The sequence below is a fragment of the Nanohaloarchaea archaeon SW_7_43_1 genome (assembly GCA_003009795.1).
Classification (GTDB): Archaea; Nanohalarchaeota; Nanosalinia; order Nanosalinales; family Nanosalinaceae; genus SW-4-43-9.
Genome location: PXPE01000001.1, coordinates 460227 through 473373, shown reverse-complemented (window position 1 = coordinate 473373; position 13147 = coordinate 460227). Strand labels below are relative to the sequence as shown.

General features: G+C 42.7%; 19 protein-coding genes. 6 read left to right on the top strand and 13 right to left on the bottom strand.

The annotated features are described in order from the left end of the window. Positions 1–49 precede the first annotated feature (49 nt). The 3 genes from BRC29_02790 to BRC29_02780 are packed head-to-tail and all read left to right on the top strand — an operon-like array spanning position 50 to position 1758. The gene (locus BRC29_02790; GenBank protein PSG99032.1) at positions 50–853 is read left to right on the top strand and encodes a hypothetical protein; all 804 of its coding nucleotides are present in this window, start codon (positions 50–52) and stop codon (positions 851–853) included. After that, positions 850–1359 carry a hypothetical protein gene (locus tag BRC29_02785; protein PSG99031.1) on the top strand — a complete coding sequence of 170 codons (510 nt, stop codon included), beginning with the start codon at positions 850–852 and terminating at the stop codon, positions 1357–1359. Before BRC29_02790 ends, BRC29_02785 begins: the two co-directional genes overlap by 4 nt. 57 nt (positions 1360–1416) lie before the next feature. Beyond that, positions 1417–1758: a hypothetical protein gene (locus tag BRC29_02780; protein ID PSG99030.1), complete on the top strand. Its 342-nt coding sequence runs from the start codon at positions 1417–1419 to the stop codon at positions 1756–1758. A 36-nt stretch (positions 1759–1794) separates the two neighbouring features. Here the strand turns inward: BRC29_02780 and ftsY are convergent, their stop codons facing one another. The 10 genes from ftsY to BRC29_02730 all read right to left on the bottom strand — a co-directional run bounded on the left by ftsY (position 1795) and on the right by BRC29_02730 (position 8540). Next, on the bottom strand, positions 1795–2688 hold the full coding sequence (ftsY, locus tag BRC29_02775; protein PSG99029.1) for a signal recognition particle-docking protein FtsY: 894 nt from the start codon (positions 2686–2688) through the stop codon (positions 1795–1797). A gap of 5 nt (positions 2689–2693) precedes the next feature. Then, positions 2694–3116 carry a prefoldin subunit alpha gene (gene pfdA / locus BRC29_02770; protein ID PSG99028.1) on the bottom strand — a complete coding sequence of 141 codons (423 nt, stop codon included), beginning with the start codon at positions 3114–3116 and terminating at the stop codon, positions 2694–2696. A gap of 5 nt (positions 3117–3121) precedes the next feature. Next, a complete protein-coding gene (locus BRC29_02765) occupies positions 3122–3298 on the bottom strand; it encodes a 50S ribosomal protein L18a (GenBank protein ID PSG99027.1) in 177 nt (58 codons plus the stop codon). A 100-nt stretch (positions 3299–3398) separates the two neighbouring features. Continuing rightward, the gene (locus BRC29_02760) at positions 3399–4049 is read right to left on the bottom strand and encodes a translation initiation factor IF-6 (GenBank protein ID PSG99026.1); all 651 of its coding nucleotides are present in this window, start codon (positions 4047–4049) and stop codon (positions 3399–3401) included. Between the two features lie 54 nt (positions 4050–4103). Further along, positions 4104–4277, bottom strand: coding sequence for a 50S ribosomal protein L39e (rpl39e, locus tag BRC29_02755; protein ID PSG99025.1), 174 nt, complete (start codon positions 4275–4277; stop codon positions 4104–4106). A gap of 10 nt (positions 4278–4287) precedes the next feature. Beyond that, the gene (locus tag BRC29_02750) at positions 4288–4614 is read right to left on the bottom strand and encodes a hypothetical protein (protein PSG99024.1); all 327 of its coding nucleotides are present in this window, start codon (positions 4612–4614) and stop codon (positions 4288–4290) included. Between the two features lie 16 nt (positions 4615–4630). Further along, complete coding sequence (locus tag BRC29_02745; GenBank protein ID PSG99023.1) at positions 4631–5041, bottom strand: 30S ribosomal protein S19e; 411 nt, start codon at positions 5039–5041, stop codon at positions 4631–4633. A gap of 61 nt (positions 5042–5102) precedes the next feature. Further along, positions 5103–5690 carry a thymidine kinase gene (locus BRC29_02740; GenBank protein ID PSG99022.1) on the bottom strand — a complete coding sequence of 196 codons (588 nt, stop codon included), beginning with the start codon at positions 5688–5690 and terminating at the stop codon, positions 5103–5105. An 81-nt stretch (positions 5691–5771) separates the two neighbouring features. After that, positions 5772–7697: a threonine--tRNA ligase gene (locus BRC29_02735; protein ID PSG99021.1), complete on the bottom strand. Its 1926-nt coding sequence runs from the start codon at positions 7695–7697 to the stop codon at positions 5772–5774. A gap of 123 nt (positions 7698–7820) precedes the next feature. Further along, entirely contained in the window at positions 7821–8540 is a 720-nt protein-coding gene (locus BRC29_02730; protein ID PSG99020.1) for a hypothetical protein, read from the bottom strand. On the opposite strand from BRC29_02730, the gene BRC29_02725 reads away from it, so the two are divergent. Continuing rightward, positions 8481–9002: a tRNA (cytidine(56)-2'-O)-methyltransferase gene (locus BRC29_02725; GenBank protein ID PSG99019.1), complete on the top strand. Its 522-nt coding sequence runs from the start codon at positions 8481–8483 to the stop codon at positions 9000–9002. The two genes, BRC29_02730 and BRC29_02725, sit on opposite strands and share 60 nt — an antisense overlap. Before the next feature lie 136 nt (positions 9003–9138). Here BRC29_02725 and rnz read toward each other — a convergent pair whose 3' ends face one another. Further along, positions 9139–10044, bottom strand: a complete 906-nt coding sequence (gene rnz, locus BRC29_02720; protein PSG99018.1) for a ribonuclease Z — start codon at positions 10042–10044, stop codon at positions 9139–9141. Between the two features lie 82 nt (positions 10045–10126). Here rnz and BRC29_02715 point away from each other — a divergent pair, with 82 nt between their 5' ends. Further along, complete coding sequence (locus BRC29_02715) at positions 10127–10558, top strand: hypothetical protein (protein PSG99017.1); 432 nt, start codon at positions 10127–10129, stop codon at positions 10556–10558. Here the strand turns inward: BRC29_02715 and BRC29_02710 are convergent. Together BRC29_02710 and BRC29_02705 are read right to left on the bottom strand one after the other, a co-directional pair. After that, on the bottom strand, positions 10555–11310 hold the full coding sequence (locus BRC29_02710; GenBank protein PSG99016.1) for a hypothetical protein: 756 nt from the start codon (positions 11308–11310) through the stop codon (positions 10555–10557). The genes BRC29_02715 and BRC29_02710 overlap by 4 nt on opposite strands. A 146-nt stretch (positions 11311–11456) precedes the next feature. Continuing rightward, positions 11457–12458: a hypothetical protein gene (locus BRC29_02705; GenBank protein ID PSG99015.1), complete on the bottom strand. Its 1002-nt coding sequence runs from the start codon at positions 12456–12458 to the stop codon at positions 11457–11459. Between the two features lie 183 nt (positions 12459–12641). On the opposite strand from BRC29_02705, the gene BRC29_02700 reads away from it, so the two are divergent. Then, on the top strand, positions 12642–12959 hold the full coding sequence (locus BRC29_02700; protein PSG99014.1) for a FeS assembly SUF system protein: 318 nt from the start codon (positions 12642–12644) through the stop codon (positions 12957–12959). Positions 12960–13147 lie beyond the last annotated feature (188 nt).

Genomic DNA, 13147 nt, shown 5'->3' with positions numbered 1-13147 from the left:
GAGTTCTCATTAAATTGATATAAGAGTTTGATGCCCCAATCATGATTACATGGATTTCTCACTGAGGAGAATTAACGGAGAGAACATCCAGTACGCAGAGGCAGAGATGGATTCAAATATACAGCTGATATTTGCTCCAGGAGGCTTTAACTCAGGTCTATGGGAGAACCAGCTGCGTTATTTCTCCAAGAAGTACAGAACTATTGCATTTCAGCCCACAGAGAGCTACAGAGATTTTGTAGGAGAAAGAAAAGGTCTGGAAGCAGTGCTAGAACAGGAAAGTATACAGAACGCCGTCCTCGTATCAAATCCGGTCGGAAACTCTGTTATAAGCTCTCTGAGCGGACATGAATCTGTTCAGACCACAATCATGACAGGTTTTGGATCAAATAATTTACCTCCAAAAGCTGTTTACAGGGGTTTCTGGGCGATGGCGAAGAGAAATCCTAAAATGTTAAGAAAAAGTCTTTTCTCGAGATACACTGATTACAGAGTTCTAAAAGAGTTTGTCAGAGAGCTTGACGTGCCTGATTACAGTGATATAGAGTCATTTATGAATAAAGATATGGTGGAGACCGATAACCTCTCCCTCATAATAAACGCTGAGGAGGATAGGTTTTCAGAAATAAAGGAGGCAAGGAAACTGAATGCTCGATTGAGCATGATAAATCGTGCAGGTACTTTCAGCTTCTACGAGAAACCACAAGACTACAACAAGGCATTGAATGACTTCCTCGATATAGTTGAGGAGAAAATCAGGAAAGAAGAGATAACGAAATCAGCGGAGGAAAACCGGTCGCTAATAGAGTTCGGTGAAAATGAAAAGAACGCTGTAGAAGTTAGGAAAAAATGATTGCAGGACTGATGCTGGCATCAAGAAAGGGGAACAAGTCATCACTGGCATTCATAGGAGACAGTAGTACAGAAACATTTTCGATAAACAATACAGAAGAATTGATAGATATGATAGTGGATAGAAATCCGGAAATTCTAGCGATTAACTGTGGTACCGAATTAAATGGAGATAATCTAACACAGGATGAGGAAGAACTGAAAGAGGAAGGCTATAGTTTCACTCCCTCTAATAATGAAAAGAAGAAGGTGGAGACAACAAGAGCGATAGAGAGATCTATAAAACATCATATGGATAATCCTCCGGAAATCATCCGTTTCGACCCATTTATCAGCTCCAGGGAACTCAGTTTAAACAGTGATGACTCAGTTGAGTCGCTCGGAGTTGATACTTCAAATATTGGTTCTTCCCGTGAGTTTGATGCTGTTGTAGGCGCTATAACAGCCCGTTTCTACTCACAGAACCAGTACACCCATTCAGGAGTGGTAGTACCGGAGAACATCTAGAACAACACAAGACTTAAAAGAGTTTTACGATTAACTAGTAATTACAGGCTGATTTTGATGGGAATGGAGAAATTCTACAGAACGGTGAGGCAGACTTTCGGAGTAGAAAAGAAACAGATGAAAGAAGAGCTTAAGGACGAGGTAACTGAGGAGCTTCGGGAAGAATTCACCGAGGAAATATCATACATTGAAGCACAGATGAAAGAATATGAACAGTTTGTAGCTGAGATCAATCATTTGATGTCCAAGATGAGAAAGGAAAGAATTCAGCAAGACAGCAGGAAAGAACAGATAAAAATGGACGATTTCGAAGAGGATCTCGAACCTCTAAAAGCCAAGCTACAGCAACTGGAAGAATCAATGCAGAAACGGCTAGACGAACAGAAGGCATACAGTTAACTAATTCTTCTTGAACTTGCCAAAGAAAACTGGTTTCTACTCAATAATCTCTTCCACAAACTTTTCTTTATCAAAGTCTTCAATATCTTCATAACCCTGTCCCGTTCCAATATAGGCAACTGGTTTACCGCTTCTCTCTGAAATTGATATTATTGCGCCGCCGTTCTCGTCAATATCCATTTTGGTGACAATTACGGCATCGAACATACCTTCGTATGCCTCCGACTGCTCTAAAACATCGTTTCCTGAAAGCGCATCAACAACGAGAAAAGTTACATCAGGATCGTTTATCCGGATCATCTTCTCAAGCTCACCCATAAGGTTCTCATCTGAATGGGATCGACCCGCCGTATCTATCAGAGCAGTTTTATCTTCCTTCTCTGCGTGCTCGACTGCGTCATATGCTACTGCTGCCGGATCTGATTCGTACTCATGTGAGACAACTTCCACTCCGAGTTCATCACCATGTTCCTCCAGCTGTTCAATTGAAGCCGCTCGAAATGTATCGCCTGCTCCGAGAACAACTTCTCTACTATTCCTGCCCAGTTTTTGAGCTAGCTTAGCAGCGGTAGTTGTCTTTCCCGAGCCGTTGAATCCCACCATGAAAACTACAGGTGGTTGTTCTTCTATATCATTCAGTTCTGCTTCAAAATCAAAGCCGTCATCTAGAAGTTCAAGCAATGTTTCTTTAACCGCATTATTTACCTTTTCCTCGGTTGAACCTCTCTTAACCTTTTCTCCTAGAAGCTGGCTTCTCAGTTCTTCCTCAATTGCCTCCGAAGCCTCGAGAGAAACATTATTCTGCAGAAGCTTTAGTCTAAGTTCATCCAGAAGTGGATCAAGGGTTTCTTCATCAAGTTCTTTCTCTGCGACTGTTGATTTGACATTTTCAGAGAATTCTTTAACCGAGTCCTTGAACTTTCCAAGCATCTTCCTTATTCTTCAGCTGCTCCCTGTCTCTGCTGTTGGATCTGCTGTTGGATCTGCTGCATCTGCTGCTGGAGTTCTTGCATCGTGGAGTGAAGTTCTTCTTTTGTATCTTCGAATTCGTCTTTCTTGTCATGAATCAATGTTTCAGCAGAGTCCAAATCTTTCTTCTCAAAGGCTTCTCCCCCGATGTTGGTGACTACCTTGTCATTTTCTTTAAGTTTCCCGGTTACAAACACGCCTGAACCGATAGGAACCAGAATTTCGCTTCCGGTTTCCTGGTCTTCCAGCTGGTTGATTGCTTTCATAGTTTCATCCATTTCCTCGATGTTTCCCTGTACCTGCTCAATGAAATCTTCAACCTCTTCCATCTGCTGCTGGATCTGCTGGTACTGCTGCATCTGCTGCTGAGCCTGCTGTTGTTCTGGCATAGAAATTAGACCTCCTCCATTTCTTCTACAGTAATTTTTTCTCTATTCAGCGAGTGCTCGCTTCCCAACTGGGAATAAAGCTTATCTTCCGCCTGTTTCTCGCTTTCAGCATTTACTTCTCTTTCAAAGACCGGACTATCTCTCCCGAGATCTATTTCACCTGAGAATCTATAAGTTGTCATACTGAATAGAGTCGCTCTCAACTTTTTAAACCCATTCGTTGCGGCTATGCCCGCTTTGGTGAAGTTCCCCAAGAGTCGGGAGAATAAGACTAAATTCAGTTTAATCTCTTTCTACCGTCACCCTGTCCAGTCTTCCGATTTCGGGGCCCGTTGTATCGTGACCTACGAGAATGAAGTCATCGGAAGCAACTGATCCTGAGCCAATATATGGAGACCCCATATTGATTGTTCCGATGTTGATGTCTTCCAGCTGCAGCACTTCTTTAACATGTTCAGCCTCCTCCGTTGAGGCATCTCGATGGATTACTGCTCCCTTTGAGTTTACTACGCCGCATACTCCGGGGTTCTCGATTGAACCGATTTCCCCGATTTCTACTTCAACCCCGAGTGCTTCTGCTATTTCCTTTTTCCGATCTTCAAGTTCTGGACTTATAACTGCTCCTCTGTCATTCACTAGAATTATGTTTCCGAGCGCATTTTCTATGGAGTCCAGAATATGATAGTTGATTCCGGATTCCTCGATCTTCTCCACTTCCCTTTCTTTTACTGATTCGGGTAGAAGCAGGCAGTTGGAGTTTCCTGCGGTGAATAGCCCTACAAGGTTTGTTCCTGCGATCCTTGTCTGTACTGTTTTCTCTGGGAAGTACTCTTTCTCCTCAAACTGTCTCGGGATTACTGCATAACTGTTGTTGACTGTTGCGTAGAATCCTACGTTGGTATCGCCTTGGTAGTTGTATTTTTCTATTTCCATTTTCTTTTCTCCTCAGAATAAAATTTGGGATAGAATATGTGACTAAAGAAGTTTTTACTCGTCTGTGTCGTTTCTTCTCCAGTGCCGGGACTTTCTTGGCTTGATGGATTTCTTTCTTGCTTTTCCTAGTCCGAATGCCTTGAGCGATACCCATCTTGGAGCTGATTTAGCTGTCTTGGCTGCTTTTGCCAGTCTTTTCTTCTTTCCTTTCGACTTGTTAGATGACATGATAATTTGTTCACCTCCTGAACTTTATATCCGATTGGCTTTCCTGCTTTTCGTTTTCGATTGATCTGAGTATATTTTTCATCTGTGAACTGTCTATTTTATTGATGCGGCCTGTTTCTCCCATCCGGGCGATCTGCTGGGCAACGCTTAGTGCTTTCCTTTTATCTGCGGCTTTGATGTTGGATAGCCGGTCTTTTGCGTCTGAGGTCATGTACTGTTTTGCTTTTCCCCAGACCTGTTTTTCCATTTCCTTCTGCTGTTCTTCCTGGGATTCCTGGTTTTCTTCTATCTCCTCTCTCTTTTCTTCCCGGAGTTTTTCCAGTTCGTCGTCCTCCATTGTCACGGAGATTTACTTAAACTAGAACTTCATCAGCTTTTTGGTCAAGGAATGACTGTCCTTTCTCTGTGATCTTTCTTCCTTCTCCTTCTTCCTCTTCAACTAGTCCTGCTTCTTCAAGATTCTGGAGTGCTGTTCGGATTACTTTGCCTGATGCTTTCTCATGGTGCTCTGGTCCGTGTCCATTGTTTTTGTTTCCTCCGTAGATAGTTCTCAGTTTTGACACTCCTAGCGGTCCATCCATATAGATTTTTCTCAGAACGGCCGCAGATCTGATGTGATACCAGTTATCCTGCTGTGGAGGTCTTTCCTTATGAACTCCGGTTTTCACAAACTGTGTCCATTCAGGGGCTTCAAACTTTTCCCCCAGTTCCTTCGCAGTCTCGTTGATGAGAGGCTCTGCTTTTACATCGTATACAGTTGTCATACAAAGGACAGTTAGTTCAAAAACTTTTAAATGGACTATTAGAGGTTCAGCTTGAACGGGTTTAATCGGTTTTAAGTTCGTGGCAGTGCCTGCATCTAGCCTGATACTTTTCCTTTCCTCCGACATCAACAGTTGGAGCGTCAGCATGAGCGGGTTCGCCATTGATCAACCTCTGGTTTCTTGTCGCTGGTTTACCACATTCTGTACAGATCGCTCTCAGCTTGTCAATATACTCGGCTGATGCCATCAGACTTGGAACAGGTTCAAAGGGTTCTCCTCTGAAAGTCTGGTCAATACCCGACACAATTACCCTTTTTCCGCCATCTGCCAGCTGCTGACATCTTTCAACAAGGGAATTATCGAAAAAGTTGGCCTCGTCAATAGCAATTACATCAGCCTCTACATTGGAGAAAACAGAGTCTATATCTTCGTCCTGATCTACAACATAGGCTTTCCATTTCGAGCCATTATGAGAGCCTACTTCCTCCTCACTGTAACGATCATCAATAGAGGGTTTGAATACTTTTACATCCTGACCGGCGATCTCAGCTCTTTCAATCCTTCTGATCAGTTCCTCGGTCTTACCTGAAAACATTGAACCGGTTATAACCTCAATATGTCCATCAGTCTGTACCTCTGTAGAAGCCATCAGAAGAGTCTGAGTAGATAACTCTTATTGGTGTTGCGATAATGGAGAAGGATTAGAGGAAAAGAAATTAAATGAGAATAATTACCTTAGGAAGTCAGGCTCCAATCTTTTCTCCTCAACTTCCTTTTCAAGATGATCCCTGAACTCGTCTACTGTGAAGCCTCGATCCTCATTTTCCTCCCGGTCTCTAACCGAGATTTCTCCTGCTTCTTCCTCATCGCCTCCAACAATTATCATATAAGGAACTCTATCATCGTGAGCTGCCTGAATTTTCTTTCCAACTGTCCAACTTCGATCCTCCACTTCAACTCGGAAATCAGAAAGCTTCTCCTGAACTTGTCGGGCATAATCTAGGCTGTCATCCGAGACCGGTAGAATCCTTATCTGCTTTGGAGCAAGCCATGTTGGGAAGTCTCCGGCAAAGTGTTCTATCGTGACACCCATGAAGCGCTCTATAGAACCGAGGAGTGCACGGTGTATCATGACTGGTGTGTGCTCCTCATTATCTTCACCTACATAGGTGAGATCGAGATTTCGGGGCAGAACAAAGTCAAGCTGTACCGTACCGACCTGCCATTCTCTGCCAATCGCATCGTGAGCCTCAATGCCGATTTTGGGGCCGTAGAAAGATCCTTCGCCCTCCTCTATCTCGTATTCCTCGTCTCTTTCTGAAAGTATATCCTTGAGTGTGCCCTCTGCTTTCTCCCAGAGTTCGTCAGGGCCCTGAGCGTTGTCAGGCTTTGTCTCAAGCACAAGACGTACGTCGAGTCCGAACTCGTCATAGATTTTCCTTGTAGTATTGAGTGTTCTGACCAGTTCCCCCTCTATCTGATCTTCCCTGATGAAAGCGTGGCCGTCGTCCTGTGTCATACCTCTTACTCGGAGAAGGCCAGACAGTTCTCCGCTCTGTTCGTTTCTATACAAAGTTCCGAACTCTGAAAGTTTAATCGGGAGTTCCTTGTAGCTTCTTTTCTGGTTCTGGTAGATATAGGCGTGGTTGGCGCAGTTCATAGGTTTTAGGCCGTACTCCTCATCATTTTCCTCCCATAGGAAGAACTCTCCTTCATCACCAAAGAAGTCGAGATGGCCTGATTCCTTCCATAGGTTCTTTCTGTTGAGTTCCGGCGTCCAGACCTCTTCATATCCTAGCTCTTCGTTCCGCTTTCGGATCAAATCCTCCAGTTCTCTTCTAACAGTCATCCCATTTGGGTGATAGTGTGCGCATCCTGGCGAGTGTTCTGGAATTGAGAACAGGTCCATTTCTCTACCGATCTTTCGATGATCTCTTTTTTCGGCTTCTTTTCTTCTTTCGAGGAATTCTTCTAGGTCTTTTTCGGAGTCAAAAGCCGTTCCATAAATACGGGTAAGCATCTCATTTCCCTCATCACCTCTCCAGTAGGCTCCTGCGATCTCCAAGAGTTTGAATCCTCCGATTTCGCCTGTTGAGGAGACATGAGGTCCTCTACAGAGATCCTTGAATTCTCCTTGTTTGTAGAAAGAAACTTCTTTTCCTTCACCTGCTTCTTCCTTAAGGATTTCTCTTTTGTATCTGTTATCTTCGAAGAATTCTTCTGCTTTCTCCCTTGAAACTTCTTTTCTTTTGATTTCCAGGTCTTCTTCAATTATTTCCTGCATTTCCTCCTCGATTTCTGGAAACTCTTCCTGATCTAGATCTATTCCATCAATATCGTAGTAGAACCCTTTTTCAGTCCATGGACCCATTGTCAGTTTTACATCATCGCCGTAGATTCTTTTCAGCGCCTGGGCAAATACATGTGCTGCCGAATGCCTGAGGACATCAATATATTCGTCGCTCTGATCTGTGACAATTTCAATTTCATCTCCGTCGCTCACTCCCTCCTCTCTGGCTGCAAGTTTGCCATTAATTTTTCCGGCGACTGTTGCGTCCCCGAGGCCTGTCCCTATCTTGTACGCTACGTCTTCAACTGTCGCATTTTCATCTACTTCTAGCTTTGATCCATCAGGAAGCTCTACTTCAATGCCCATACTTGAAACCGCGTGGAGAATTATTAATTACGTTTTGCTTCAAGAGTAAAGAATCAGCTCTATTTTAGAGAATGGAGAAAGAGAATAGTGGAAATTGGTGTGAAAGCTCAGATGGTGGTGAGCTTAGGGCGCTAAAGTGGCATATGAAGCTGCAATAGTTCCTATGAGTAAAAGCAAAAGCAGCGCCATCGGCAAAATTATGGACATTGCTGCCTTGAGAGAGCTTAACCCATGAAAGTTCTGAACAGCACGGTACTCTATCACGAGCGCCCATAAAAACACAGCTATAGCCAGCAATGCTGCAACAGACCAAAGGATATTTATTCCTGTAATTGTCCCTATCAAAGTTAGGTAGTAAATAGCCGATATCACCGGAAGTACCGCATATGCGTACCCCGCTGCAGCCAGTGTCTTTTGATATCCTCTACCTCCAAATAAGTAGACAAATACGTGGAGATAAGCAGCATGAAAGAAAACACCTATAATTCCCTTAAAAGTTGTCTGGATAACCTCTGCTACCAATGCAATAAAACTCAAAGAGCCAGTTGGAACTGCGATTCCTGATATAATTCCTGCCAAGAAATCCAGTACTCCAGCAATCACGAGTGAAATAAGAGCGAACTTGAGAGGATAATCTGTACCATTCATTCTCTGTTCCTGCTGAAAATGTTTTCCCGGAGAAGTAAATACTGATTTGGCCGTCCTAAGCCACTCAGTAAGTAAATTCATTATTCTGATCTTGCATACTCTGAGATTTAAAGGTAAGGGAAGGAAAGGTTCGTTATGATTAAAGTCCTTAGACTCGGTCATAGAAGAGGAAGAGATGATAGAATCTCGACTCATGTTGGCCTAACAGCAAGGCAGTGGGGGGCGGATGAAATAGTTTTCTCCGGTGAGAAAGATGAAAACATGATGGAGAGCCAGAGAGATATTATTGATCGGTGGGGTGGAGATATCGAGCTGAGATACACTGGTGAATGGAAAAAAGAGATCAAGGATTTTGACGGATTGAAATTACAGCTTTCGATGTACGGAAGGAAGATAGGAGAGAAACTAGACGAGTTGAAACAGGAATACGAAAGTAAAGGCGATATTCTGGTGATCGTTGGAGCCGAAAAGGTGGATCGCTGGGTCTATAAAAACGTTGACCACAACATCTCAGTCGGAAACCAGCCTCATTCCGAGATTGCGGCCCTCAGCGTTTTTCTCGACAGATTAAGATGTGGCGAAATTAAGGATAGTTTTGAGGGAGCCGAGATAGAGATTGAGCCTAGTGAGGATAGAAAACTGACTAAAGAGAAATAAAATACTGCATTAAGAGGTCTAGTAGAACTGAAACTTGACTTGGACTGAAAATTCAGAGAAATCTAGAAGTTCTCTCAAAAAGTGTTGACCCGCCTCAAAAGTTGAGGAAGTTGAGAGTTACCTAGATGTAAGATAGTCATTCAGGACGGTGAGGTTTAACCTCAAATCTTTTCCCTTCCTGTCCTAACTCTACATTTTTAAATTCTTTCCCTGCTTCCTCTTTTAGTTTTTCTTCTTCATCTCTGTACCTCCGAGAAAAATGGGTGAGTACAAGCTTTTCGGCATCTGCTTTTCTCGCAATCTCGCCCGCCTGTTTCGCAGAGGTATGGTTTTTTCTATCCTCAATAACTTCATGGAGACAGGTCGCTTCTTGGATTAGGAGATCGGCATTCTCTGAATTCTTGATAAGATTGTCACATTTCGAGGTATCACCCGAGTAAACAATTTTTCGGCCAGGTACTTTCTCTACGACCTGCTCCGGTTTGACTGTCTGGCCTTCCCATTCGATGGATTCCCCGGCTTTGAGATCTCCGATCTTTGGTGTGCTTTCAAGTCCGAACTTCTCCATCTTCTGCTTATTTGCCTTAATCTGTGAGCTTTCTTCAAACACATAACCGAAGGCGTTCACGCCGTGTTCAACTTCGAAAGGATGTACTTCGTAGCCGTCCCCGGCAATCACATCACCTTCAACTAAATCCTCTACGAATATATCGTAGCTACGTTTAAAGTAGCCGGTATCCAGTATTCTGTCAGTAAATTCTTCAGTTCTTGGAGGGCCGTAGATATAGAGAGGTCTTTCCCTTCCCTCCATCTCAAGTGTCTGGATCAAACCAAGAAGTCCAGAGAAGTGATCGGCATGCCAGTGGCTGATAAAAATTCTGTCAATCTTCATTAGCCCAAGCTTGTCCATCATTATTCTTCTCTGAGCGCCCTCACCGCAATCGAAGAGAATTCTCTCTCCCTGGTAATTTATCATGTTACATGCAAGAGCTCTCTCTCGAGTAGGTACAGCACTTGATGTCCCGACCGTCCAGATATCCATAGAAGATACTAATCATGTAGCTTTTTGACTTCAACCCCGCAACTGCAAAAATTATATAAGTACTAAGAAGTAACAAATCATTATGAAGATTGGTCGGCACCAACCGATAGACAGCAACGGAAGATATGTTGCTACATTTGGAAGATTAGAGAAAATGGATCTTGAACAGAATACGCTTCTCGGAATTACAGATACAGAAACCGGTAATTACACATGCCTGGACAGATTGGCAGGAACCTTTTACGAGGACCAAATTTTCAACACCCTGAACAGAACAGAGTACGGCAAGAACTTGGATGAGATAAATCCTGTTGAAGACAGATATCAATCCGAGAGAGAGCTTGAACTCGTAGCGGAAGGCCTAGAAACGTCTAGAGATCAACTTGTCGATGAATACGGAATTGAAGGTGCCTTTGAGATGCTTGAAATGGGCCATCCTAAATCAACAGAGGCTGATGAAACCGCACTTTCTGACTCAGCGAAGGCCAGAAAGAAATCAAGGCACTTTTACTAATCAATCAAATATATATACCGAGTCAAGTTCTTATGAACGTAGACACTGAATTCAGGCTCTAAACCATTCAAGGATTTTTGATCTGACATGAAAACAACTTTATCAGCTAGCTCTGGAGCTACTTCAATAAATTTTTCAACAGGTTCACCTTCTTTCCTAGAAGCCTGACCATATGGAAGATCTGTTATAATTGCATCAAACCCCTGATCAAAAATTTCATCTACCTCAGAAATCTCTCCCTGTCGAATATCATAGCCAATAATACCATAGGTCTCGAGATTTTCACGAGTTCCTTCAACCATTTCCTGCTGTACATCCAGACCATGTATATCTACACCGCAAAGACCTGACTCAATCAGTATACCCCCGGTTCCGCAGAAAGGGTCAAGAACGGAATCTCCTGCAGAAACCTTTGAGAGATTGACAAGTACTCGGGCAAGTACCGGGTCAAGTGAAATAGGTGAGGAAAAAGGTCTTTCCTGGTTTTTCCGTCCTTCAAACAAGCTTCTATCTATATTCTCAATCATCCGAGCTATACAGTAATTATCGGCAATTTCATAGACTTTGATAACCTCATCAGGGTCCTCAAGATCAACAATGTTTCCCTCTGTCGCTAGAGTTTTACCTAATTCTTCCTCTACATTAGCTTCCGAACATTCCGATTTCACCGCAAATGATTTCTGAGGTCGATAACTTATCTCCAGATCCTCCGATACTTCTACAATCTCTGCAGCTTCATGTACAAGAGCCAATCTCTTCAACCGCTGTGGCTCCGACTTAGTAAGAGCGTATCGATCGAACCAGATAGGCTGTTCACCGATATTTTGAGAGTGAAGAAATCCTCTCAGCTCTGTACGCGCAATTTCAAGATTATCTCCTGCAAGCCGGTATATATAGATTAATCACCACCCCTGAGAGAAAGAAGTCCCAGATAACCTATGACAATACTAGGCCAGTAAATCATAAGCCGGAGCAAAATAGCCGCAGCAGCGGCAGTTGCAAGACTTAAATTCAAGAAGAAAGATATCAAGCCAGAATGTGCAGCTTCAGCAACACCTGAACCTCCCGGAGTGGGAGCAAAACTTGCTACAGAACCAAATGCCAATACGAAATACAGGGGTGGAAAATCAGTTTTCACACCTAAAGAAAACAACACCAAATACAGAGCTATCACCCTAAAAATAAATTCCAGGTGAACAACTACAGCTGTAACAATAAGATGCCTCGGATCCTCCCCAATAGTCTCAAATGCCTTCTCAACTCCTTCAAAACGGTTCTCCAACCCCTCATAAATCTTTTCACCTCTGCCCAGTATCCCAACTAAAAACCCCAAAATACCTAATATGGCATTTTCTATAGTTCCCGATCTGAACCAGAGAAGATAAGCTAAGGAAGAACCCAATAAAATCATAAGAAGAGCTGCAAAAAGGAACTGCGTTAGAAGGCTGTTTAAACCTCTCAGAAACAGCATGTATACTACACCGCCCGACAAAAATGTGATTACAGGAACCGAATTAACGAGGTCTGCTGATAAAACCGTCGAAAAAGCCTCTTCATACTCCAAACCTGTATTATCCTTAATTACGTAAGCCATGAATGGTTCTCCGCCGAACTGACCGATCGGAGTAATAGCGTTCAAAAACTGTCCGCCGAGAAACATTCTCAGGGACATGAAATAAGATATATTCTCTCCCATTTTATTCAGAAATCTATACCATGTAAAACTATAGATAGAAAGAGGCAAAATCCCAAAAATCAAAGCTGGTAGAAGATAAAATAAATTTGCTTTACTAATAGCCTCCAGAAATAATGAGGCATCCGCCAAATAAACCAAACCAAGAAGTAGAAGAGTTGAAACACCAAACCACAGAACCTTGGTGATTTTAGAGTTCATCCACATCAACCTCTAATCTCAAAAATCGAGCCTCTAATATATCCTTTAAATCGGCAGTTCTAGACAATGGGAATCCACGCGGCCCGCCTTTTGATAAAGATTCCATAATCCGAAAATATGGTTAGTCTTTTTAATCACTGTCCAAAAGGAGAGATCGAATTCAAATAATTTAGTCCTCAATGATCGTTTATGGTCAAGGAGAAAGAAGTCAGAGAACAGCTGAAACAGGTCATAGACCCAGAACTGGACGTTAATATAGTTGATTTGGGGTTAATCTATGAGATAGAAGTGGATGAACAGGAAGATATAGATATTTTAATGACATTAACCACACCTGGCTGTCCTCTTCACGGAGTATTTGATGAACTGGTGAAAAAAGAGGTAAGAAAGCTTGATGCAGGAGATATTGAGGTAGAACTAACCTTTGAACCAAGGTGGACACCAGAGGAAATGAGCGATGAGGCAAAGGATAAATTAGGTAATGTTCCGGGAATGAATGTTTTCTAGATTAGGGGCATAATATGCCGTTTAAAATTATCAGAAACCTGTCTGAAAGCCCAAGGCTGATCATATAGATACGAAAATTATTTAAAATATTTTTGACTACTCCAAAACTATAACAAAGACTTTTCTCCGGTAAAAGTTTAGTTTTATAAACCGAGCCATACAAAAATAGAATAACCGTTTGAAGCTCT

What these genes read in the sequence shown, in the direction of transcription:
- BRC29_02785 (PSG99031.1), top strand. Translation starts at nt 850, where the DNA reads ATGATTGCAGGACTGATGCTGGCATCAAGAAAGGGGAACAAGTCATCA.
- BRC29_02760 (PSG99026.1), bottom strand. Translation starts at nt 4,049, where the DNA reads ATGGAAATAGAAAAATACAACTACCAAGGCGATACCAACGTAGGATTC.
- BRC29_02745 (PSG99023.1), bottom strand. Translation starts at nt 5,041, where the DNA reads ATGACAACTGTATACGATGTAAAAGCAGAGCCTCTCATCAACGAGACT.
- BRC29_02705 (PSG99015.1), bottom strand. Translation starts at nt 12,458, where the DNA reads ATGTGGATGAACTCTAAAATCACCAAGGTTCTGTGGTTTGGTGTTTCA.
- BRC29_02765 (PSG99027.1), bottom strand. Translation starts at nt 3,298, where the DNA reads ATGACAACTTATAGATTCTCAGGTGAAATAGATCTCGGGAGAGATAGT.
- BRC29_02730 (PSG99020.1), bottom strand. Translation starts at nt 8,540, where the DNA reads ATGAGTCGAGATTCTATCATCTCTTCCTCTTCTATGACCGAGTCTAAG.
- pfdA (PSG99028.1), bottom strand. Translation starts at nt 3,116, where the DNA reads ATGCCAGAACAACAGCAGGCTCAGCAGCAGATGCAGCAGTACCAGCAG.
- rpl39e (PSG99025.1), bottom strand. Translation starts at nt 4,277, where the DNA reads ATGTCATCTAACAAGTCGAAAGGAAAGAAGAAAAGACTGGCAAAAGCA.
- BRC29_02790 (PSG99032.1), top strand. Translation starts at nt 50, where the DNA reads ATGGATTTCTCACTGAGGAGAATTAACGGAGAGAACATCCAGTACGCA.
- BRC29_02750 (PSG99024.1), bottom strand. Translation starts at nt 4,614, where the DNA reads ATGGAGGACGACGAACTGGAAAAACTCCGGGAAGAAAAGAGAGAGGAG.
- rnz (PSG99018.1), bottom strand. Translation starts at nt 10,044, where the DNA reads ATGGATATCTGGACGGTCGGGACATCAAGTGCTGTACCTACTCGAGAG.
- BRC29_02715 (PSG99017.1), top strand. Translation starts at nt 10,127, where the DNA reads ATGAAGATTGGTCGGCACCAACCGATAGACAGCAACGGAAGATATGTT.
- BRC29_02700 (PSG99014.1), top strand. Translation starts at nt 12,642, where the DNA reads ATGGTCAAGGAGAAAGAAGTCAGAGAACAGCTGAAACAGGTCATAGAC.
- BRC29_02725 (PSG99019.1), top strand. Translation starts at nt 8,481, where the DNA reads ATGATTAAAGTCCTTAGACTCGGTCATAGAAGAGGAAGAGATGATAGA.
- ftsY (PSG99029.1), bottom strand. Translation starts at nt 2,688, where the DNA reads ATGCTTGGAAAGTTCAAGGACTCGGTTAAAGAATTCTCTGAAAATGTC.
- BRC29_02780 (PSG99030.1), top strand. Translation starts at nt 1,417, where the DNA reads ATGGGAATGGAGAAATTCTACAGAACGGTGAGGCAGACTTTCGGAGTA.
- BRC29_02735 (PSG99021.1), bottom strand. Translation starts at nt 7,697, where the DNA reads ATGGGCATTGAAGTAGAGCTTCCTGATGGATCAAAGCTAGAAGTAGAT.
- BRC29_02740 (PSG99022.1), bottom strand. Translation starts at nt 5,690, where the DNA reads ATGGCTTCTACAGAGGTACAGACTGATGGACATATTGAGGTTATAACC.